Source organism: Methylobacterium carpenticola, from assembly GCF_042748905.1.
GTDB lineage: Bacteria > Pseudomonadota > Alphaproteobacteria > Rhizobiales > Beijerinckiaceae > Methylobacterium > Methylobacterium carpenticola.
Genome location: NZ_JBHZEO010000001.1, coordinates 2824722 through 2844593, shown reverse-complemented (window position 1 = coordinate 2844593; position 19872 = coordinate 2824722). Strand labels below are relative to the sequence as shown.

At 70.2% G+C, this 19872-nt stretch carries 20 protein-coding genes; 5 read left to right on the top strand and 15 right to left on the bottom strand.

The genetic code is table 11. The features are described from left to right. Positions 1-26 precede the first annotated feature (26 nt). Positions 27-431 carry a DUF983 domain-containing protein gene (locus ACE101_RS13390; protein WP_379130104.1) on the bottom strand — a complete coding sequence of 135 codons (405 nt, stop codon included), beginning with the start codon at positions 429-431 and terminating at the stop codon, positions 27-29. Positions 432-622: 191 nt separating this feature from the next. On the opposite strand from ACE101_RS13390, the gene ACE101_RS13385 reads away from it, so the two are divergent. Next, on the top strand, positions 623-2011 hold the full coding sequence (locus tag ACE101_RS13385) for an aminotransferase-like domain-containing protein (RefSeq protein ID WP_379130102.1): 1389 nt from the start codon (positions 623-625) through the stop codon (positions 2009-2011). A gap of 378 nt (positions 2012-2389) precedes the next feature. Here ACE101_RS13385 and ACE101_RS13380 read toward each other — a convergent pair whose 3' ends face one another. The 5 genes from ACE101_RS13380 to ACE101_RS13360 all read right to left on the bottom strand — a co-directional run bounded on the left by ACE101_RS13380 (position 2390) and on the right by ACE101_RS13360 (position 7886). After that, on the bottom strand, positions 2390-3358 hold the full coding sequence (locus tag ACE101_RS13380) for an alpha/beta fold hydrolase (protein WP_379130100.1): 969 nt from the start codon (positions 3356-3358) through the stop codon (positions 2390-2392). A 214-nt stretch (positions 3359-3572) separates the two neighbouring features. Further along, complete coding sequence (locus ACE101_RS13375) at positions 3573-4463, bottom strand: LysR family transcriptional regulator (RefSeq protein WP_379130097.1); 891 nt, start codon at positions 4461-4463, stop codon at positions 3573-3575. A gap of 103 nt (positions 4464-4566) precedes the next feature. After that, on the bottom strand, positions 4567-4929 hold the full coding sequence (locus tag ACE101_RS13370) for a hypothetical protein (RefSeq protein ID WP_379130095.1): 363 nt from the start codon (positions 4927-4929) through the stop codon (positions 4567-4569). Between the two features lie 190 nt (positions 4930-5119). Then, positions 5120-7213, bottom strand: coding sequence for a 2Fe-2S iron-sulfur cluster-binding protein (locus ACE101_RS13365; protein ID WP_379130092.1), 2094 nt, complete (start codon positions 7211-7213; stop codon positions 5120-5122). 55 nt (positions 7214-7268) lie between these two features. After that, positions 7269-7886 (bottom strand): glutathione S-transferase family protein, encoded by a 618-nt coding sequence (locus ACE101_RS13360; protein WP_379130090.1) that lies wholly within the window; start codon positions 7884-7886, stop codon positions 7269-7271. Between the two features lie 823 nt (positions 7887-8709). Between ACE101_RS13360 and ACE101_RS13355 the strand changes: the two genes are divergently transcribed. Next, positions 8710-9726, top strand: coding sequence for a calcium-binding protein (locus ACE101_RS13355; protein ID WP_379130087.1), 1017 nt, complete (start codon positions 8710-8712; stop codon positions 9724-9726). Between the two features lie 115 nt (positions 9727-9841). Here ACE101_RS13355 and ACE101_RS13350 read toward each other — a convergent pair whose 3' ends face one another. From ACE101_RS13350 to mdcA, 7 genes are read right to left on the bottom strand one after another with little or no spacing between them, the layout of a single operon-like run. After that, the gene (locus tag ACE101_RS13350; RefSeq protein ID WP_379130085.1) at positions 9842-10765 is read right to left on the bottom strand and encodes an ACP S-malonyltransferase; all 924 of its coding nucleotides are present in this window, start codon (positions 10763-10765) and stop codon (positions 9842-9844) included. After that, positions 10762-11625 (bottom strand): triphosphoribosyl-dephospho-CoA synthase MdcB, encoded by an 864-nt coding sequence (gene mdcB / locus ACE101_RS13345; RefSeq protein ID WP_379130082.1) that lies wholly within the window; start codon positions 11623-11625, stop codon positions 10762-10764. Before mdcB ends, ACE101_RS13350 begins: the two co-directional genes overlap by 4 nt. Further along, complete coding sequence (gene mdcG / locus ACE101_RS13340) at positions 11622-12278, bottom strand: malonate decarboxylase holo-[acyl-carrier-protein] synthase (RefSeq protein ID WP_379130079.1); 657 nt, start codon at positions 12276-12278, stop codon at positions 11622-11624. The genes mdcB and mdcG overlap by 4 nt, the downstream gene beginning before the upstream one ends. Continuing rightward, positions 12271-12987 (bottom strand): biotin-independent malonate decarboxylase subunit gamma, encoded by a 717-nt coding sequence (gene mdcE / locus ACE101_RS13335; RefSeq protein ID WP_379130077.1) that lies wholly within the window; start codon positions 12985-12987, stop codon positions 12271-12273. The genes mdcG and mdcE overlap by 8 nt, the downstream gene beginning before the upstream one ends. After that, positions 12974-13894 carry a biotin-independent malonate decarboxylase subunit beta gene (locus tag ACE101_RS13330; RefSeq protein ID WP_379130074.1) on the bottom strand — a complete coding sequence of 307 codons (921 nt, stop codon included), beginning with the start codon at positions 13892-13894 and terminating at the stop codon, positions 12974-12976. The genes mdcE and ACE101_RS13330 overlap by 14 nt, the downstream gene beginning before the upstream one ends. Before the next feature lies 1 nt (position 13895). After that, positions 13896-14204: a malonate decarboxylase acyl carrier protein gene (gene mdcC / locus ACE101_RS13325; RefSeq protein ID WP_379130073.1), complete on the bottom strand. Its 309-nt coding sequence runs from the start codon at positions 14202-14204 to the stop codon at positions 13896-13898. A 7-nt stretch (positions 14205-14211) separates the two neighbouring features. Further along, positions 14212-15858, bottom strand: coding sequence for a malonate decarboxylase subunit alpha (mdcA, locus tag ACE101_RS13320; RefSeq protein ID WP_379130070.1), 1647 nt, complete (start codon positions 15856-15858; stop codon positions 14212-14214). 248 nt (positions 15859-16106) lie between these two features. On the opposite strand from mdcA, the gene madL reads away from it, so the two are divergent. The 3 genes from madL to ACE101_RS13305 are packed head-to-tail and all read left to right on the top strand — an operon-like array spanning position 16107 to position 18048. Further along, a complete protein-coding gene (madL, locus tag ACE101_RS13315) occupies positions 16107-16553 on the top strand; it encodes a malonate transporter subunit MadL (protein ID WP_379130068.1) in 447 nt (148 codons plus the stop codon). 5 nt (positions 16554-16558) lie between these two features. Beyond that, positions 16559-17323: a malonate transporter subunit MadM gene (gene madM / locus ACE101_RS13310; protein WP_379130066.1), complete on the top strand. Its 765-nt coding sequence runs from the start codon at positions 16559-16561 to the stop codon at positions 17321-17323. Between the two features lie 56 nt (positions 17324-17379). Further along, entirely contained in the window at positions 17380-18048 is a 669-nt protein-coding gene (locus ACE101_RS13305; RefSeq protein WP_379138656.1) for a GntR family transcriptional regulator, read from the top strand. A 472-nt stretch (positions 18049-18520) separates the two neighbouring features. Here the strand turns inward: ACE101_RS13305 and ACE101_RS13300 are convergent, their stop codons facing one another. Together ACE101_RS13300 and ACE101_RS13295 are read right to left on the bottom strand one after the other, a co-directional pair. Beyond that, entirely contained in the window at positions 18521-18721 is a 201-nt protein-coding gene (locus tag ACE101_RS13300; protein ID WP_379130062.1) for a hypothetical protein, read from the bottom strand. 893 nt (positions 18722-19614) lie between these two features. Next, complete coding sequence (locus tag ACE101_RS13295; RefSeq protein ID WP_379130059.1) at positions 19615-19806, bottom strand: helix-hairpin-helix domain-containing protein; 192 nt, start codon at positions 19804-19806, stop codon at positions 19615-19617. Positions 19807-19872: the final 66 nt, after the last annotated feature.

The following is a 19872-nucleotide window of genomic DNA, read 5'->3' as shown; positions in this document are numbered from 1 at the left end:
TTCTCTCCCGACATGGCGCAACCCGGTCAGTTCCTGGTCCCGGCTCCGGGACCAGGCGCATTCAGGACAGCGAAGCGCCCTTCCTCGGCCTTGTTGATGTACTGGCTGGCGATGAAGAACCCCTTCAGCGGCCGGATGACCGGCACGCAGGCCAGCAGCAGCAACGGAAGCGTGACGACCGCGTGGATCCACAGAGGCGGCTCGTAGGCCAGCTCCAGCCAGATGCCGAAGGCGGTGACCGGGAAGGCCATCGTCATCATGATGAAGAAGGCCGGCCCATCGGCCGGATCGGCGAAGCTGTAGTCGAGGCCGCAGGCTTCGCAGCGCGGCTTCAGGGTGATGAAGCCGTTGAACAAGGCCCCGTCCCCGCAACGCGGGCAGCGGCACCGCAGCCCGACCGACAGCAGCGATTGATCGGTCATCCTTCGCATGGCCCAACGATCCCGAACCTCCCGCCATGTCCGACAGCGGAGTATGTCTTGTGCGCCCCAAATGTATGGGATATCTTACCATACAATCGGACATCGAGCGTGATGCTCGGAGGGCGGTGGGAAGGCCGGCGGGCGCCGCCCTGCCTGAGGATCATTGTATGCATACACCCGGGCGAGAGCGAGGGTCAACGATGGAATCCTGGACCCCTACAATTGCCGACGATCCGGGCCCGAAATACCTGGCCATCGTCAAGGCGCTGGCCGAGGACATTCGCACGGGGCGCCTGCCTCCCGGCGCACGCCTGCCGCCGCAGCGCACCCTCGCCAAGCACCTCAAGGTGGATCTCACCACGGTCACGCGGGCCTTCAACGAGGCGCGCAGGAGCGGCCTGATCGATGCCACGACCGGTCGCGGAAGCTTCGTTCGCGGCCCCGCGCGGCCGCCCGTGGCTGCGCGCGTGCCGGACCCCTCCGGCAGCGTCGACCTCAGCATGAACATGCCGCCCCGGCCGGCGGCAGCGAGGTTGGCCGAACGCGTGGAGGCTGGCCTGTCGGCCCTTGCCGGCACGGCCGGCTTCCTGGACCGGATGCAGTACCAGGATAGCGCGGGGAACCTCGCCGATCGCGCAGCGGCGGCGCAATGGCTGGGCCGCCGGCTCGGCCTCCTGCCCGTGCAGCGGGTCCTCGTGGCCGCAGGCGCGCAGGCGGCCCTCGCCGGCGCTCTCGCCGCTCTCCTCAAGCCCGGCGACGCTCTCTGCGTCCCGGCCCTGACCTATCCGGGTTTGCGGATGGCCGCCGAACGACGGGGCGCGCGGCTCGTATCCGTCGCCTGCGACGAGGAGGGACTGATCCCGGAGGCGTTCCTCGCATGCTGCCGGACGGAGCCGCCGCGTGTCCTCTACCTGGTGCCGACCCTCGACAACCCGACGACCGCCACGCTGCCGATGGCGCGCCGTGGGCGGATCGCCGAGATCGCGCGCACGCACGGGGTCACGATCATCGAGGATGACGCCTACGGCGTGCTTGCGCCCGATGCGCCGGCTCCCATCGCCGCCCTGGCTCCCGACGTCACGTGGCACATCGCGACGCTGTCGAAATGCGTCAGCCCCGGCCTGCGCATCGCCTATGTCGCGGTGCCTGGAACGAACGAGGCGGTCCGGCTCGCCGCAGAACTGCGCGCCATCAGCATGATGGCGTCGCCGCTGACGGCCGCGCTCGCCGCCCGGTGGATCGTCGGGGGCGAACTCGACGCGATCATCGCTGCCATCCGGCAGGAGAACGGCCTTCGCCAAGCCGTCGCCCGGGACAGCTTGCGCGGCCTCGATGTCCGAGCCCATCCGTGCGGACACCACCTCTGGCTGCCGCTTCCGGAGCCCTGGCGGCGCGGCGAGTTCGGGGCGCATGCGCGCCAGCTCGGGTTGTCCACCGTCCTGAGCGATGCCTTCGCGGTCGGTCCGGCCCCGGAGGCGATCCGTGTCTCGCTCGGCGCCGCGCCCGATCGCGAGACGCTGCGCTACGGTCTCAGCCTGCTCTCGACATTGCTGGCGCACCCGCCCGGCGCGATCTCGACGATCGTCTGACATCGCCGCCGTAGGCGACCGCGCCGACCGGTGCCGGCTGGATGCCGAGCGTCGGGCGCGGCGCAACCGGTGTCGCGGGTCCGGTCAGGAGGCGATGGCGCAACACCGATTCCATCGCCAGCCACGAAGCCGCGCCTTGAGAAGGGACAGGACGACGAGGCTCAGCCAGACCGCGCCGGCGGTCAGGTCGATCGCCTCTCCGACCCGGGCGGGAAGCCGCCAGGCCCGCGCGGCGGCCCGCCGAAGCGACGTCGCTCGGGAACCGCCGCTTCCATGACGTGCTCCTCATGAGGTGCGTTGGCGTGGCGCGGACGGCATCGGCTCCGCGCCGTCGCGGTGTGGGAAACCTGACCGGCCCGGCAGCCGCTGCCGGAGCGGTCAACGCCTCGCCACCTGCCTGTCGAGGAAGGTGCGGATGAGGGGCGCCATCTCGTCGAGCTTGTCCTCCAGCGCGAAGTGGCCGGTGTCGAGGATGTGCAGCTCCGCATCCGGGAGGTCGCGCAGGTAGGGGTGCGCTCCCTCCTCAGGAAAGATCTTGTCGTTCTTGCCCCAGACGATCAGCGTCGGCGGCTTCCGCGTGCGGAAGAACGCCTGGAACTGGGGATAGAGCGGCACGTTCGTGCGGTAGTCGTAGAACAGGTCGAGCTGGATGTCCCTGTTGCCCGGACGGTCGAGCAGAGCCTGGTCGTGGACCCAGTTGTCGGGACTGATGCGCGACACATCCTTCACGCCGTCCGTGTATTGGAAGATCGTCGTGGGGAGCGTGACGAGGCCTGCCAGGGCCTCGCGGCTCTTCGTGCTGCCGTCGGCCCAGTAGGTCTTGATCGGGTCCCAGAACTCCCGCAGGCCCTCGTCGTAGGCATTGCCGTTCTGGATGATCAAGCCGGTCACCCGTTCCGGATGCTTGAGCGCCAGCCGATATCCGACGGGGGCGCCGTAATCCATCACGTACATGGCGTAGGACTTGGCGCCGATCTGGCCCAGCAGCCCATCCACCATGTCGGCGTAGCGTCCGAAGCCGTAGGCGAACGTGGCGTGGTCGGGAGCGTCGCTCTGGCCGAACCCCGGATAGTCCGGCGCGATGACGCGGTAGCGATCGGCCAGCGTCGGGATCAGGTCGCGGAACATGTGCGAGGATGTGGGAAAGCCGTGCAGGAGCAGCACGACCGGCCCGTCGGCAGGGCCGGCCTCGCGATAGAAGACCTTCACGCCGTCGATCGTGGCGGAGCGATAATGGACGACCACCGGCGCGCGGGCCGCGACGGCCGGCGCTTGGTCCGCCTTGGCCTGAGGAGAAAGGGTGACGCCGGCCGTTGCGAGCATCAGGGAAAGCAGAAGATGTTTCATGGGTGTTCTCCCGGTGCGAGGCATCCGAACGTTTCGTTGCCCGTCCGAGAGATCATTGATCTTCTGTCCGCAGACGTTAATCGATGGAATGGGAAAGGCATTGTTGCCGCCCGCGGAACAATGCGGCGACGGCCTGCCGGCGCACCGCGCTGCGGACGATGGGTCACGCCAAGCCTCGCGGGAGCGGCAAGGTTCGAGGTGGTCCGCCGCCCGCTCAGTTCAGCAGCCGGTTCGCACGCAGGCGCGATACGGCCAGGTCGACGAACGTCCTGACCTTGGCCGGCGCGTGCCGTCCCTCGGGGTACAGCACGTGGATGGGCAGCGGCGGCTCCTCGTGGTCGGCGAGCACGATCTGGAGGCGGCCCTCGATCAGGGCGGGGCCGATCTGATAGTGCAGCACCCGCGTCAGACCCCAGCCCGCAAGGGCAGCGGCGATGGGCGCCTCGTTCGTGTTGCTCTGCAGGACGGGACGGATGGTCACGCGCTCGTCGCGCCCGAACCGCCATTCCGGCGAGGCCCAGGCACCGGTCGAGACCGCGATGCGATGATCCTTCAGGTCCGCAGGCGTCGTCGGAACCCCATGCCTCTCGAAATAGGCGGGCGACCCGCAGATGACGCGGCGCACCGAGCCGACCCTGGCGGCCGTGAAGCCGGAATCCGAGAGGTGGCCGATGCGGATCGCAACGTCGATGCCCTCCTCGACGATGTTCACCGGGCGGTCGACGAAGAGCGTCCGCGCGGCCATGGTCGGGTAAGTGTCGAGATAATCGGTCACGATGGGCAGCACGTGCATCTGCCCGAACAGGACCGACGCCGTGAGCGCGAGCGTTCCGGACGGCGTCGCATATGAGCCGGCCGCCGCGGCCTCGGCCTCGACGATGTCGGCCAGGATGCGCCGGCAATCCTCGTAATAGCGTCCGCCCGCCTCCGTCAGCTTGACCGATCGCGTGGTGCGCACGAAGAGACGGGCGCCGATGGTGTCTTCGAGCGCCGCCACCGCGCGCGTCACGGCCGGCGGGCTCATGTGCATCAGGCGCGCGGTTTCGGTAAAACTCGCCGTCTCCGCAACCTTCGCGAAGATGCGCATGGCCTGCCACCGATCCATGGCCCCTCGCTCCCGCCGATAGACCCCGACGATTACAACTGCTCCGGGCACCACGCCGCCGGCTTGCCCCGGGATGGTAAACTGCGCGCGAGGACGGCGTCGCCTAATTCCTGGCGGCATGCACCGGCTTGGTCTCGGAGGCGGGCTCGGGAGCCATGAGGCGCGCCGCGAAGCTCTCGATCTGGCTGCAGACCTCTTCGGCGATGCCCACCCTGACCGCCCTCGCGCGCTCCTCGTTGCGCCGCTCGCCGTCCTGCGCGCGCACCGCCAAGGCCAGGGCAAGGGCCCGCGACGTTCGCAGGTCGAAGCTCCGTCCCTGGCATGCGGCGTCGATCTCGGCACCGCTCAGGCCCAGCATGCGGGCCGCCGCCTCCTGGTCCGGAGGGAGGAACCGGTCCCGGCCGCCGATGGTCAAGGCGAGCGCGATGGCCAGCCGCACGCGCGCGTCGAGGGTGAAGGACGACATGGCGGCACCTCCCGGGAGTGAGCGCTCAGAAGCCGAGCTGGCCGAGCCCCGGATGGTCGTCCGGCCGGCGGCCGAACGGGCCTCCGGCCGGGGCGGTCTCTCCGCGCCGGCCCACGCACGATGAGCCCCGACCGAAGGTCCCGGGATGTCGAAAGCGCGGACGGGATCACCGTGTGAGCTGCGCTGATCCTCAGAGCGCGAGCTGAACACGGTCCGCGCCCGCGGCCGGCGCCGCCGAGCAGATGAGCACTTCGTCCTCGGCGACCGCCGCGGTCGGTTCCTTGAGGTAGGTCACCGCTCCGGCCAGCAGCTTGGTCCGGCACGTCCCGCAGCGTCCCTCCCGGCAACTGAACTCGGGACTGAGACCTCGGGCTTCGGCCAAGTCGAGCAGGCTGCCCGATTCCGGGGTCCAGCGCGCCTCCTTGGCGGCGTTGACGAAGGCCACGGGGACAGGCTTGGCCGACGGAGGCGGGCGCGACGCAACGGCGGCCGTGGCCGCGACGGTCCGGACCAGCGAGGAGGGACCGAATGCTTCCGCGTGGATCCGGTCATCGGCGACGTTGTCGGCGCGCAGGCCGTCGTAGAGCGCCTGAGTGAAGGCGGGCGGCCCGCAGAGATAGAAGTCGGAATCGGCGAAGGCCAGGAAGCGCGTGAGCAGGGCCATGTCGATGCGACCCACCGCATCGTAGTCGACGCCTGCCTGTGCGCCCTCGTCGTTGCTGAGCACACGCACGATCCGCACGGCGCCCTCCGCCGCCTCGGCGAGGTCCGCCAGCTCCCTGTCGAAGGGGCGGTCGGGCTTCGCGTGAGCGGCGTGGAAGAGCGTGGTCGGGCGGATGCCACGGGTGCGCAGCCCGTCGTAGACGAGATACCGCAGCATCGCGAGGAGCGGCGTGATCCCGACGCCGCCCGCCAGCATGACCGCCGGGCGCTTCGCCTGGGCATCGATGGTGAAGCTGCCCTCCGGCGCCCGCGCCTCGATGAGGTCGCCGACCCGGATCTTGTCGTGCAGGTGGCCCGACACCGCGCCCTCGCGCTTGACGCTGATGCGGTAGATCGCGTCCGAGGGTGCGACCGACAGCGTATAGGTCCGGATGACCGGCTTGTCCGATCCGGGAAGCGTCACGCGGATGGGCAGGTGCTGCCCCGCGCGATGCGGGATGAGACCCGCCCCGTCGTCGGGAACCATGTGAAACGAGCGGATCGAGCGGCTTTCGTCGACGATCCCCGTCACCCTGAAGGGCCGCCAGCGCGTCGCGAGCGCGGCGGCACGGATGCGGTCGGCGGCTTCCCCCCAGTCGCCGGTCATCAGCGAGTTGGGCGACCAGCCGTCCGGCCGGAAGGACCAGCGCAGCGGAAGGGCCCCCCGTCTGCGCACGACCCGGCGCGGCCGGAAGCTCCAGAGACGCTCGGCGCCCTGGAAGGCCGCGATCTCGGGCGAGTCGAGGATCACCTCGGCCTCGCCGGTCATCTGCAGGAGATCCCCCGTCTCGAAATCGGCGAAGACCAGCCCCGCCTTGCCGTTCGAGAGGATGTTGCCGAGCGTGGCGAAGAACAGGTTGCCGGCGAAATCCGGGATGGTCAGGGTGCCGTCGCCGGCGACGCGTACGAAGCCCGCCTTGCCGCCGCGGTGCGAGACATCGACCTGGCGCCGGTCCTCGCGCTCCGCGTAGGAGCTCACGAAAAAGGTGTCCGCCGCCTCGATCAGGCCGCGCGCCGCCTCGTCGAGTCCGGAACTCTCCTCGACGGCGCCCGTGAACGGCTCGCGCGGATCACGGACGAACGCGACGTCGCGTAACTGGATGTATTGGGGGCAGTTGCCGAAGCTCTGATCGACCGCGACGTGCATGGCGCCGCCGGCCGACGCCCGGACGATCCCGTTCACGCGGTTGCGGCGGCGGGTATGCAGCTCGATCCCGAGCAGGCCGACGGCGTCGCCGTCCTGCGTGCCCTCGCTCGCGGGATCGCTGGGGTCGGGCCGCGCCCTCATGGCGAGGGCGTGGGCCGAAGGGGAGGCGATGAAGCCGGCGCCGCCGGCCAGGAGCGTGGCCCAGGCGTCCCCATGGCGGTCGACGCTGCCCAGGACGATGAAGGGGATCTGGGCGTAGAACTCGCGGTGCTGGTCGGGCAGGTAGTCCCGCACCACCCGCTGGCCGACCTGCTCCATCTTGTCGGCGACGCCGACCCGCTCCTGAATGGCCTTCTCGCCGGCGTGCCAGGTCGGCAGCTTCGGCATGGCCGGCACGGACATGGCCGGCACGGACCTGCCCGGAACGTCACTCATCGCCTCGCCCTCCACTCGGTTCGGTCGGGCGCGCCGGTTGGCGCATCCGGGCTGATCACGCGGCGGCGGTGAGGCCGGCGGGCGTCCGGGCGAAGGGGACGAAGCCCGGCAGGTCCTCGATCCGGCGCAGGAAGGTGTTGACGTCCGGGTAGCCCGACAGGTCGACATTGCCCTCGGGCGCCCGGGCCACGTAGCTGTAGACCGCGACGTCCGCGATGGTCGGACGGTGGCCGACGAGCCAGTCGCGGCCGGCGAGATGGGCTTCGAGCCGGCCGAGGAGCGTGTGCGCCCGGCCGATCACCTCCTCCGGGTTGAATTTCGCGCCGAACACCGTGACGAGGCGCGCCGCCGCGGGGCCGTAGGCCACCTCGCCGGCGGCAACCGACAGCCAGCGCTGGACGGCGGCCGAGCCGCGCGCATCCTCGGGCAGCCACTCGGTCCGTCCCAGCGTCTTGGCGACGTAGACCAGAATGGCATTCGAGTCCGAGACCACCGTGCCGTCGTCATCGAGCACCGGAACCTGACCGAACGGATTGAGCGCGAGGAACTCAGGCTTCTTGTGGGCGCCAGCCTTCAGATCGACCTCGATCAACTCGTGCGGCACGCCCACCAGCGAGAGGAAGAGGCGCGCCCGGTGCGCGTGGCCCGACAGGGGATGGTGGTAGAGCTTCATGATCGCCGTCCTCGCTCCGTGGCCGGGTCTGTCCCGAGGCCTTCCCGGAGAGTGCCGCCCCTCATTCGGACCGGGAATGAGCGTTCTCGGCAGTTCATCATTGCGTCTAACGGAATAATCCAGCCGATCGCCGGAAGGCCTCCGGTACCGAGGCTCGCATCATCGGGCAGTCTGCCCTGCGGGGGGGGCCTCATCAGGCGCCTTGGAGCGTGCCAGCGGGCGAGCCGCAGGCGACGCTGGCCAAGCAGAGCGGCAGGGCCGGCGTGATGGCAGGGCAGACAGGGCAAGCTCCAGACGAGCAGACGCCGCTCCATGTCAAAAAAGAATGCTGCTTGGTCGTGCATGCCGAAGTCTAGGGAGAGACATGCCCGCGGAGACCAATACAACCGCGAACCTGGTGCGGCCCTGCCCTTCAACACTGCATGCCGCGGTGCAGCGATCCCGCCAAGCCAAGAGGATGTTGGCGAGACGCCCGACAAATTTTTGGGAATTTCTGCCGATCTCACCTCCATCTGCTTCGGATGAAGCTTGCGAATTCGATAATTCGAGCTGCCTTCGTTGAGATGACCGGCCCAAAAGCATGGGAGTGAGGAACAGGAAAACTCCCAACGGGAATTCAGGCCGCCCGATTGAGCTGAGCTATTCAACTCGGCGCTAAATAATTCAAATCAAGCAGTCACTTAAATGATACTGCTATGCACACGATACCGCAGCTCAAGCGGCGACAACATATGTTGTATTGGTCATTTTCTCGAATCCGACAAGGAACACCGCCCATTGCCGCTGGTTGGTCGCCGCCCTCATAGGGACGGGAGAGAGCAGCATGGCTACCATCGACGGCACCCCTGGACCGGATCAGCTCATCGGAACGAATGATGCCGACCGCATCAATGGTCTCGCCGGCAACGACGTTCTGCTCGGCCTGCTCGGCAATGACGAGATCAACGGCGGGCCTGGTTTCGACCGCATCGACGGACAGGCCGGTGACGACATCATCGATACGGGTGACGACACGGATTATGCAGCCGGTGGTCCCGGTGCGGACATCATTTATGGCCGGGGCGGCAACGACCAGCTGATCGGCGAAGCCGGCAACGACACCATCTTCGGCAACGAAGGCGACGATTACGCCGCGGGAAATCCCGGCGACGATATCCTGTATGGTGGTGCCGGCAACGACTTCTTCGTCGGTGAAGCCGGCTTCGATTTCGTGAGTGGCGAAGACGGTGACGATTTCGTCGCGGGCGGCGACGACAACGACACGGTGCTTGGCGGCAATGGGAACGACCTTGTCGACGGCGATCTGGGAAACGACTCGCTCTACGGCGATGCCGGGACCGACGTCCTCTACGGCGATGCCGGCGATGATCGCATTTTCGCCGGTGCCGATGACGACCGCGCACTGGGCGGGCTGGGCAACGACGTCCTGTTCGGCGAATTCGGCAACGACGAGTTGCTCGGAGAGGACGGCAACGACTTTATCGGTGCCGGCCAAGGCAACGACAACCTGTCGGGCGGAGCCGGAATCGACAGCCTCTACGGTGAAGAGGGCAATGATCTCTTGTTCGGCAATGCCGGCAACGATGAGCTGGTCGGCGGAGCAGGCAACGACATCTTTGCTTTCGGACAGGGTGACGGCCAGGACCTCGTCCGCGACTTCGTGACGGGCGAGGATGTGATCGCCTTCAATGGCGGGGCGTTCACGTCGTTCGCGGGTGTTCAAGCGGCGACACAGCAAGTCGGGTCCGATACGGTCATCTCCTATGGCTCGGGCGACACGATCACGCTCCAGAACTTCCAGGCATCGAGCCTGACGGCTGCCAACTTCACCTTCAGCTGAGCCTCCAGGCCGGAGGAGCGGCGGCTGCGCCCGATCGAATGCAGCCGCCGCTCTCGCCGGTCCGCCGGTTCGGCGAGGCCGCGCTGGCCCATGCCGGCGGTGACCGGGGGTCTCCTCAGGCGCCCCTGATCCAGTCGGCGATTCCGGATGCCGAGCGGAACTCGTCGAGTGCGTGCACGCGGGCGCCGGGAATCGCGTCCCGGGCCATGGTGGCGAGCGCGTGGCCGGGGCCGAGTTCCAACACGGTGTCGGCCCCGTATTCCCGGCAGGCCTCCAGGCAGCCGGCCCAGTCGATCGTCTGCGAGATCTGCCGCGCCAGCTTGGCCAAGCCCGACCGGACATCGAAGACCGCCGCACCGTCGAGCCCGCTGATCAGCCGCGGGGCGCCCGGCGGCGGAGCCCGAGGGTGCACCCGTGCGAGACTCTCCTCGAAGCGCCGGCTCGCCTCCGCCAGGAGCGGCGTATGCGAGGGCGTGTGCACCGGCAGCACCACGGCGCGCCGCGCCCCGTCCGCCAGGGCATCACCGCAGAGGGCGTCGAGCGCACCCGCCGCGCCGCCGACCACCCCGCTGTCGGCCGCGTTGCGGATGGCCAAGTGACAACCGTGCTTCGCGGCGAGCCCCGCAATGGCCGCGAGGCTCAGGCCCCGGATGCCGGCGAGCCCCGCCCCCGCGGGCGAGGCCGCGTCCATCGCCTCCGCGCGGGCGGCCGCGAGGCGCAGCACGGTCTCCGGATCGAGGCGGCCCGCGCAGCCCCAGGCCGCGAGGTCGCCGATGCTGTAGCCCGCCACGATCGCGCGGGCCGGGCGGGCCGCCGCGACGACGGTCCACCCCGCCAGGGCGGCGGCGCAGCAGAGGATCTGCCCGGTGCGGTTGCCGTGCAGGTCCGCCCCTGCGGACCTGACGAGCGCCCGCGGGTCGCGCCCGAGGAGGTGCGCGGCTGCCGCGAAGACCGGCTCGGCGGCCGGCACGTCCGCCGTGAGGTCGAACATGGCGGGATGCTGGCCGCCCTGGCCGGAGAGGAGCACCGCGAGGGTCACGGCGCCGCCTCGAAACCGTCGACGAACAGCGTCATGGCGAGGAGGTCCGCGGCGCCGCCGGGGCTGAGGTTGCGGGCCACGAAGGCATGGTGGATCGCCTGGGCGCGGTCGCGCCAATCGGGCTGGGCCACACCCCCGTCCGTGATGAATCGCGCGGCTTGCATCCGCGCGAAGGCGTAGCCCTCGGGGCCGCCCCGGTGCAGGAGGTTCGTGTCCTCGAGATGCGCGATCAGGGCGAGGCAGGTCTCGACCCGCGCCGCGTCCGGGTCGCCGGGGTGAAGCCGCCGGCCCCGGCGCAGGGCCGGCAGGCCGACCCGGTAGAGGGCGGGGAAGCCCGCGGCGGCCTCGGCCGGCGCCCCTCCGACGCCGTGGCGCCGACGCGCCCGCGCACCCGGCGCGTGGAGCAGGACCGGACCGGCGAGGATCGCCTCGCCGTAGCGCTCCCGGACGAGCCGGCCCAGCGCCCCCGCCGCCGCGGCCGGCAGGGCGCCGGCCGCGGCGCAGAGAAGGCCGAGCCCGAAGATGGCGCCGCGATGCGTGTTCACGCCGCCCGTCGCCGCCCGCATCGCGGCCTCCGCGTCGAGGCCGATGCGGCGCAGGGCCGGCATCGGCGCCGCTGCCGCCCCGGCGAGCGCGAGGTCGGCGAAGAAGGGCGTGATCGCCGCGGCGCTCGCCCGGAACGTCCCCGCATCCATGTCCGCGTGGCTGCCGGAATCGACGGGGCTGACGAGGCCGGGCTTGGGATAGGTGTCGAGTTCGCACCGCAACGCGGCCGCGGCGGCTCTCGCGATCGCGGCCGCGGCCGCGACGCGGTGGTCCTCCTCCCCCGCGCATGGCGGGATGGCGGGACGCGCGCTCATTCGGGATCTCCCGCCAGAACGGCGGCGGCCTCGCGCAGGCCGAGGCGGTCGCGGTGCTTGACGAGCACGGCGTCGCCCGGGGCGGCGGCGTGCAATTCGCGCCAGTTCACGCCGCCCCCGCCGGGCAGCAGGATCTCGCCGTCGAGGCGCATCGGCGCCCGCGCCTCGATGGCCGCGAGGCCATCGAGGAGGCCGCGCGGGACCGCCCCGGCGACGGGCCAGAGCAGGTCGAGGTCGGAGGTCTCGGACAGGTAGGGCAGCCCCGTCAGGCTCTGCCAGAGCAGGCTTCCGAACGGACGCGGCGCGAGGCCGTGCTCCTCGCCGAGGGCGACGACCTCCGAGACCGTCGCCGCCCAAGGTCCCGGGCAGGCGCCGCGCGCCTCGGACAGGGCGACCGGGGCGCGCAGCCGGACCGAAACGGGCGGAAGGGAAAGGCCGATGCGGCGCTTGCCGTCCCGCGGCGGCAGCGGCAGGCCGGCCGGAACCCGCCCCTCCTCCCCCGGATGGGATCGGCGCAGGATGACCGGCCGCCCCATCGCCGCCCATGCCGCAACGTGCGGGACGCCCGCGAGGTCCGGTCGGCCGGTCAGCACGGCCGCCCACGCCCCCGGCTCCACGGCGAGGAGGTCGTGGCGCCGGTAGGACTCAGCCAAGGGCGGCCTCCCGCACCACCTGCGCGGCGATCTCTTCCGCCACCGGCCGCCCCCCGCGCTCGCGCCCGGCGCGGTCGCGGGCGTCCTCGGCCGGCATCGCGTCGATCACGGCGGCGAGCTGGGGCGCCAGCGGACGATCCGGGTCGAGGACCGCCTGGACGGCGCCGGTCCGCACCATGTTGTCGAGGCCGGGCGCGAAGACCGGCGTGTCCCGCGCCATCGCCTCCAACCGGTCGAGGGGCAGCTTCGTCACGCGGGCGACCGAGGGCAGGTCCATCACGCTCGGGCTCGCCCCGGGCAGGCCGACGAGGACCCGGGTCGCGAGCGCCGTCGCGATGAAGGCCCCCGCCGCCGAGTGCCCGTAGATCAGCCCGACCGTCGGATGGCCCTTCGCGTCGGCGAGCAGCAGCGTCTTCGCAAGGTGCGCGAGGTACTCGTTGAGACCGAGCAGTTCGTCGCGCCGGCTCATGCGCTGACTGTCGGAATCGATCGCGACGAGAATCGGCGTGCCCTCGCCCCGGCGCACCTCATCGAGGACATGGGCCGCGAGCCGGCAGGCCCCCTCGACGCCGAGCGGTGCGTCGCCGTCGATGCCGATGACGACGAGCCGGCCGCCCCGGAACGGTCCCTCCCCGCTCACGAGACCGTCCGCCACGGTGACGGCATGCCCCTCGGGGAACAGCGAGGACAGGATCTCAGCGAGCGTCATGGGTCGTCTCCCCGAGGTTGGCGAGCAGGGCGTCGAACTCGGCCGTCGTCATCCCGGGCACCGCCGCCGGGTCGTTCACCCCGAGCCGCGCCCAGATCTCGGTGCCGTCACGGCACGCGCCGAAGCGCGCGAGGCGCTCCTCGAGCCGCGCCTGCTCGGCCTCCAGCGTCGCGAGGTCGAAGGCCGGCGCGCGCGCCATCAGCGCGAGGGCCGCCTGCCGGAAGGCCGCGACCGTGTCGTCCGCGAAGGCGTCCGCGCCACCGGTGAGGCGCCGGTGCTTGCCGCCCATGGTGCGCCAGACGAGGGCGCGGTCGCGGGAATCGAATTCCTCCGCCCCCTTGTTCGTCTCGATCACCTCCGGCCCCGAGACGCTGATGCGCCCGCCCTCCGAGACCGCGAGCCGCGAGCAGGTGGCCGCGATCAGCCCGCCCCCGCCATAGGCCCCGGCCCGGCCTCCGATCAGCCCGATCACCGGCACGCCGGCCGCGCGCACCTCCGTGATGGCACGCATCACCTCGGCGATCGCGGTCTCGCCGGCATTGGCCTCCTGCAGGCGCACGCCGCCGGTATCGAACAGGATCAGCACCGCCGCGGGCGTCGAGACGAGGGCGGCGCGCAGCAGCCCGACGAGCTTGGCGCCGTGCACCTCGCCGAAGGCGCCGCCCATGAAGCGGCCCTCCTGCGCGGCGGCGAGGACGGGCTTTCCGTCGAGGCGGCCCGCCCCGACGATCATGCCGTCGTCGAAGGCGCGCGGGAGGTCGAACAGCGGCAGGTGCGGGCTCATCCGGCGCTGCTCGGGGCCGATGAATTCGCGGAAGCTGCCTGCATCGAGGAGTCCGTCGAGGCGGGCGCGGGCGCTCGCCTCGTACCAGCTCGCGGCCTTGGGGTCGGTGATCCGCTCGCTCACGTCAGGCCTCCATCAGTCGGGCGCCCTGGAGGAGGCGCAGGGACACGGTGTCGGGGCGCGCGCCTCCGTCGTTGACGGTGATGCGCAGGCCCCCGGGCTCGGCGCGGGCGACGAAATCGGCCACCACCGCCGCCCAGACCTCGCCGTAGCCGTGGATCGAGGTCTCGATCTCGACCGTGCAGTCGGTCGGCGGCAGCACGCGCTCCATGAGCACTTCGAGGTTGCCGGAGGCGACCACGCCGATGATGGCCTGCGCCTTGGCGCCCGGCAGCGCGCGGCGCGTCGTGTATCGGAAGCTGAGCTTTTCCATCGCGGCCTCACCAGTTGCGGAACTTCGCCGGCGGCTCGTAGAGGCCGCCCGACCAGTGCACGAGGTCCTTGATCGACTTCGCCGCCAGCAGGGAGCGGTCGGCATCGAGGGGCTCGATGCCGAGATCCTCCGGGCGGCGCACGATGCCCCGCTCCCGCAGGCGCTCGACCATGGCGCGATCGCGCCCGCGACCCACCTCGGTGTAGCCCGCCACCCCGCGGATCGCCTGCTCGCGCTCGTCGGCCGTGCGGCAGAGGAGGAGGTTGGCGATGCCCTCCTCGGTGACGATGTGGGTGACGTCGTCGGCGTAGACCATCACGGGGGCGAGTTCGAGCCCGAGCTTCCGGGCGAGTTCGAGCGCGTCGAGCCGCTCCACGAAGGCCGGGACGAGCTTCTCGCCGAAGGTCTCGACGATCTGCACCACGAGCTTGCGCCCGCGTCTCAGGGCCGGATCGCCCGCGCCCTGCGCCTCCCGCCCCGCCTTCATCCAGGTGTCGGAGGGGTGCCGCCGCCCGTGCGGGTCCGAGCCCATGTTGGGTGCGCCGCCGAAGCCGGCCACGCGCGACTGCGTCACCGTCGAGGAGTGACCCATGAGGTCGATCTGCAGGGTCGAGCCGATGAAGAGGTCGCAGGCGTAGAGCCCGGCCGTCTGGCAGAAGGCGCGGTTGGAGCGCAAGGATCCGTCGCTGCCGGTGAAGAACACGTCCGGGCGCTCGCGGATGTAGCGGTCCATGCCGACTTCGGAGCCGAAGCAGTGGACCTGGCGGACCCAGCCCGACTCGATCGCCGGGATCAGGGTCGGGTGGGGATTGAGCGCCCAGTGCGTGGCGATCCTGCCTTTCAGCCCGAGCCGCTCGGCATAGGTCGGCAGCAGCAGCTCGATCGCGGCGGTGCCGAAGCCGATGCCGTGGTTGAGGCGGCGGATGCCGTACTCCGCGTAGATGCCCTTGATCGCCATCATGGCCATCAGGATCTGCGTCTCGGTCATCGCCGCGGGATCGCGGGTGAACAGCGGCTCGACGTAGAAGGGCGCGTCGGCCTCGACCACGAAGTCGACCCGGTCGCCCGGAATGTCGACGCGCGGCACGCGGTCGACGATCTCGTTGACCTGCGCCACCACGACGCCGTTCTTGAAGGCGGTGGCCTCCACGACGGTCGGCGTGTCCTCGGTGTTCGGCCCGGTGTAGAGGTTGCCGTCGCGGTCGGCCGAGACCCCCGCGATCAGCGCCACGGTCGGGGTGAGGTCGACGAAGTAGCGGGCGAACAGCTCCAGGTAGGTGTGCACCGCCCCGAGTTCGATCTGCCCGCCGTAGAGCATGCGGGCGATGCGCCCGCCCTGCGGCCCCGAATAGGAATAATCGAGGCGCTTGGCGATCCCCTGCTCGAAGATGTCGAGGTGCTCCGGTAGCACGATGCCGGACTGGACCATGTGCAGGTCGTGCACGCGGGCCGGGTCGCACCGGCTCAGGGCCCGCGCGAGGCAGTCCGCCTGCTTCTGGTTGTCGCCCTCCAGGCAGACCCGGTCGCCCGGCCGGAGCACCGCCTCCAGCAGCTCGACCGCCTTGTCGGCCGCCACGACCTTGCCCGTGGCGTGGGCGCGGCCCGCCGCGATCCGCGCGTCGCGGGCTGTCCGCTCCTGATGCCAGCCGCTCATCCGGTCCGCTCCCTGCTGGGGTGCCTGCGTATACGCATTCTCGCTGTTCGACCTTGGCCGCATTCGAGAACGCCTTGATGGGGCCTCTTTGTATTCCATCTTGCGTCGACGTCAAGAACATGTATACGAATGGATGGTCAGAACAAAACTAGGGATACGGGAAGGAGGCGCCGCATGGCGAGTGCATGCGCAGGGCCCTGTCCGGGCCGCAGATCCGTGCGGGCGGGAACGCGCGGGGAGGACGGCCGATGACGATCCTCGGCGTCGCGCTCCTCGCGCTCTGCACCCTGATCGGGGTGTTCCTGGGTGACCTGCTCGGGATCGCGCTCAACGTGAAAGCGAATGTCGGCGGCGTCGGCATCGCCATGATGCTGCTGATCGCCGCCCGGGTCTGGCTCGTGCGTCACGGCCGGCTCGGCCACGCCACCCAGCTCGGTGTCGAGTTCTGGGCGACCATGTACATCCCGATCGTGGTGGCCATGGCCGCGCAGCAGAACGTCGTCGCGGCGGTGAGCGGCGGCCCGATCGTGATCATCGCGGCGGTCGGCAGCGTGCTCCTCTGCTTCGCCGCGACGGCTCTGCTCGGCCGGATCGGCGGCCAGCCGGCGAAGGACAGCGCCGAGGTCGAACACGGCGGCTCGGTGATCGCGGGCGACACCGACGAGGCGCCCTATCCCACGCCGGCCCGGAGGTGACCCCCATGCTGCACATGCTGGATCATGTCTTCGTCGAACAGAGCCTCGTGGCGGCCTTCGCGGTCATCGGCGGCCTGATGCTGGTGTCGAACCTGATCGGCAAACGCGTGACGCGCGGGCGCGTTCACGGCTCGGCCATCGCCATCGTGCTCGGCCTCGCGCTCGCCTATCTCGGCGGGCTCGTCACGGGCGGCAAGCGGGGCCTGGCCGACATCCCGGCCTTCGCCGGGATCGGCCTGATGGGCGGGGCGATGCTGCGCGACTTCGCGATCGTCGCCACCGCCTTCGAGGTGGATGTCATCGAGGCGCGCCGCGCGGGATTGCTCGGCGTCGTCGCGCTCGCCCTCGGCACGGTGCTGCCCTTCATCGTCGGGACGCTGACGGCGGCGGCCTTCGGCTACCACGACGCGGTTTCGATCACGACGATCGGGGCGGGCGCCATCACCTACATCGTCGGGCCGGTGACGGGTGCGGCCCTCGGCGCCGACTCGACCGTGATGGCCCTCTCGATCGCCACGGGCGTCACCAAGGCCGTGATGGTGATGGTGGGCACGCCCCTGGTCGCCCGGCTGATCGGCCTCGACAATCCGCGCTCGGCGATGGCCTATGGCGGCCTGATGGGCACGGTGAGCGGCGTCGCGGGCGGGCTCGCCGCCACCGATCCGAAGCTCGTTCCCTACGGGGCGTTGACGGCGACGTTCCACACCGGCATCGGCTGCCTCGTGGGCCCCTCGCTGCTGTTCCTGATCGTGCGGGCGCTCGTGGGATGACGGGGGCGGAACTCGACCGGGCGGGTGCGCCCGGCGAGACGAACGATGGTGACGCCATGGACGGCAGTGTCGAAGGGCGGGGTCTCCTCTCCGACCAGATCCGCAACGCCCTGACGGACGAGATCGCCTCCGGCGCCCTCCCGGCGGGCGTCGCCTTGGACGAGCAGGACCTCGCCGACCGCTTCGGCGCCTCGCGCACCCCGGTGCGCGAGGCCTTGCGCCAGCTCGCCTCCAGCGGCCTCGTCGAGGTGCGGCCGCGGCGCGGGGTCGTGGTCACGCGCATGACGCCTGAGCGGATCATGGAGATGTTCGAGACCACGGCGGAGTTCGAGGCGCTCTGCGTGCGGCTGGCCACCTACCGGATGACGCCGCTCGAACTCAGCGCCCTCATGAACCTGCACGAGCAGTCGGCCGTGGCGGTGGCCGCGCAGGACTATGACGCCTACGACGCCCAGAACCGCGCCTTCCACGAAGGCCTGTACCGCGCGACCCACAACGGCTTCATGGCCGAGCAGGCGCTGACCATCCGGGCGCGCCTGTCGGCCTTCCGCCGCACGCAGTTGCGCCACGGCGAGCGCATCCGGCGCTCGCATGCCGAGCACGGCGAGATCCTGCGGGCGATCGCGGAGGGCGACGGCGACGCCGCGGCGCGGCGGATGCGCGCCCACATGCTCAACGCCGCAAGCGCGCTCGGCCGCTACGTGGCGGAGCACGCGAGCGCGTAGACCTCTCGGCCCGCGAGCCGCCGGATGATCATCGCAGGAGAGCCTTGCCGGCGGATGCGGATATCGGCCCTGGCGCGGAATCGCGCTCGCCCAGCGCAGGGAAACCCTGGTCCCCCAGGGTGGCGGCCCCGAATGGATCGAAGGGGCCGATGCCGAGCCCCCGCGCGACGAGCGTCACGTCCTGCGCCTCAACGGTCGGACCATCTTAGGATGGGCGAGGCGCGCGCTGTTCCGGCTCGTCATCCGATGTCCGATTGATGGCTCGGCGATGGCTGATACGGTTTCCGGAAGACCACTTTCGGAAACCGTATCACGAGCCCGCGCGGCGCCTGAGCGAGGCCGGTTTCCGCATCGCGAAGCGATCATCCGGAAACCGTATGAGGCCATCGCGTCGCACTGCGGAAACCGGCTTCGCTCGATCGCCGCGCGGGCTTGTGATCCGTGGTCCGGAAGCGATCGTCCGGACAACCGATCAGTCGCGACGTATGGCGGCACGATCCAGTGCCAGCTGCTCGAGCAGTTCGGCCAAGCGGGGATCAAGCACCTCGTCGAGGACGGGCGCATAGAGGGCTTGCAGCTCCCGTCCCAGCCGCTCCCGCGTTGCGGCATCAAGGATCGGCTCGCCGTCGAGGGGCGAGACGGGCTTGAAAACGATCACGTTCGGCTCGGCCATGGCGGCCATATGGCTCGTCGGGCGCAACCGGCAACCCCCTCGATGGCGAGCAGGAGAGCGGCTGATGCAGCGCACAAACGAAATCACCGCCGGGGAATGGAACCCGCCCACCAGTCAATCCTTGTCCCCATGTCACTCCGGCCATCCTGTCGTCAAAAAGACAAGCCGGGCGATGCCACTGGATTGTATCTTAGGATAGTTGATCCTTGGCTGTTCCAACCTTGACATCAACGGAAAGGTGAAACCTGATCTCCGACGTATGGCTCTTTGAAGACCTTACATGCGACCGCGCCCGGCCAGGCTCTGATCCTGCGCCGGGCCAGTCTGCGCGATGCGGTCAGGCGCGCAAGCCGGCAGGACGCACGGAACGGCTCACCTGCGGCGTTGCACGGGAACAGAGTCAGCCCGCGCCGTCGTCGGTGCCTGAGCCGATCGGATAGCCTGCGACAGCGCTGGCAGATTGCCGCGAGGTTGCTGTCCGGTTTGCCGAAGGTGTCGTGGTTAGCGGTGAGCCGGCCCCATTCGCATCGTGCGGATCGCCGCCAATGGATCCGCCGCCGGGATGCGCCGCGGAGGCCGGCCCGGGCCATGTCGCCATACGGCTTCAGCATCCCACCAACGATCATCCGAGAGACAGGCGACGCGCTGTCGGCGCAGCCGCCCGCCGAATCTCGATCGCCGAGATGTAGCCAGGAGCGCTCGCCCCGACCTCACGATCGGTTTTGCAGACGGGCTGTAGAGCGGCGCCCGATCACGCTGCGATCGGGCGCCGCTCCAGGTCTTTGATTTTACCGCATTGTCTGCGACGACCCGGGATCCGCTTCGTCGGAAGTTGCTCTAAGAACGGTGTTTCTCGATGCCCACGTCTGCAGGGCGGGAGGCGGCGGAGCGGCCTAGGTGTCAGCGATCGTGATCTGATCCGCGACGCCGTCCGTCTTGCCGCTGAGGCCCGGCACTTCATCGAGCTGCCGCAAGCTGGTGAACCGGCCACGCTCCTCCCGATAGCGCACGATCTCGAAGCCGTGGCCTTTGAGGACGGGCACGCTGTCCAGTTCCTCAGCGGTTGCCGTGTTGAGATCGACCATCGCTTGCCCTCAGATTACGGTTCCATCGCAACGGTGGCCGCCCGCTCTTGTTCCGCCCGCGACGGA

What these genes read in the sequence shown, in the direction of transcription:
- ACE101_RS13385 (WP_379130102.1), top strand. Translation starts at nt 623, where the DNA reads ATGGAATCCTGGACCCCTACAATTGCCGACGATCCGGGCCCGAAATAC.
- ACE101_RS13300 (WP_379130062.1), bottom strand. Translation starts at nt 18,721, where the DNA reads ATGGCCGAGCCGAACGTGATCGTTTTCAAGCCCGTCTCGCCCCTCGAC.
- ACE101_RS13375 (WP_379130097.1), bottom strand. Translation starts at nt 4,463, where the DNA reads ATGGATCGGTGGCAGGCCATGCGCATCTTCGCGAAGGTTGCGGAGACG.
- ACE101_RS13390 (WP_379130104.1), bottom strand. Translation starts at nt 431, where the DNA reads ATGCGAAGGATGACCGATCAATCGCTGCTGTCGGTCGGGCTGCGGTGC.
- ACE101_RS13305 (WP_379138656.1), top strand. Translation starts at nt 17,380, where the DNA reads ATGGACGGCAGTGTCGAAGGGCGGGGTCTCCTCTCCGACCAGATCCGC.
- ACE101_RS13295 (WP_379130059.1), bottom strand. Translation starts at nt 19,806, where the DNA reads ATGGTCGATCTCAACACGGCAACCGCTGAGGAACTGGACAGCGTGCCC.
- ACE101_RS13370 (WP_379130095.1), bottom strand. Translation starts at nt 4,929, where the DNA reads ATGTCGTCCTTCACCCTCGACGCGCGCGTGCGGCTGGCCATCGCGCTC.
- mdcB (WP_379130082.1), bottom strand. Translation starts at nt 11,625, where the DNA reads ATGAGCGCGCGTCCCGCCATCCCGCCATGCGCGGGGGAGGAGGACCAC.
- mdcA (WP_379130070.1), bottom strand. Translation starts at nt 15,858, where the DNA reads ATGAGCGGCTGGCATCAGGAGCGGACAGCCCGCGACGCGCGGATCGCG.
- ACE101_RS13365 (WP_379130092.1), bottom strand. Translation starts at nt 7,213, where the DNA reads ATGAGTGACGTTCCGGGCAGGTCCGTGCCGGCCATGTCCGTGCCGGCC.
- mdcE (WP_379130077.1), bottom strand. Translation starts at nt 12,987, where the DNA reads ATGACGCTCGCTGAGATCCTGTCCTCGCTGTTCCCCGAGGGGCATGCC.
- ACE101_RS13355 (WP_379130087.1), top strand. Translation starts at nt 8,710, where the DNA reads ATGGCTACCATCGACGGCACCCCTGGACCGGATCAGCTCATCGGAACG.
- ACE101_RS13380 (WP_379130100.1), bottom strand. Translation starts at nt 3,358, where the DNA reads ATGAAACATCTTCTGCTTTCCCTGATGCTCGCAACGGCCGGCGTCACC.
- madM (WP_379130066.1), top strand. Translation starts at nt 16,559, where the DNA reads ATGCTGCACATGCTGGATCATGTCTTCGTCGAACAGAGCCTCGTGGCG.
- madL (WP_379130068.1), top strand. Translation starts at nt 16,107, where the DNA reads ATGACGATCCTCGGCGTCGCGCTCCTCGCGCTCTGCACCCTGATCGGG.
- mdcC (WP_379130073.1), bottom strand. Translation starts at nt 14,204, where the DNA reads ATGGAAAAGCTCAGCTTCCGATACACGACGCGCCGCGCGCTGCCGGGC.
- ACE101_RS13360 (WP_379130090.1), bottom strand. Translation starts at nt 7,886, where the DNA reads ATGAAGCTCTACCACCATCCCCTGTCGGGCCACGCGCACCGGGCGCGC.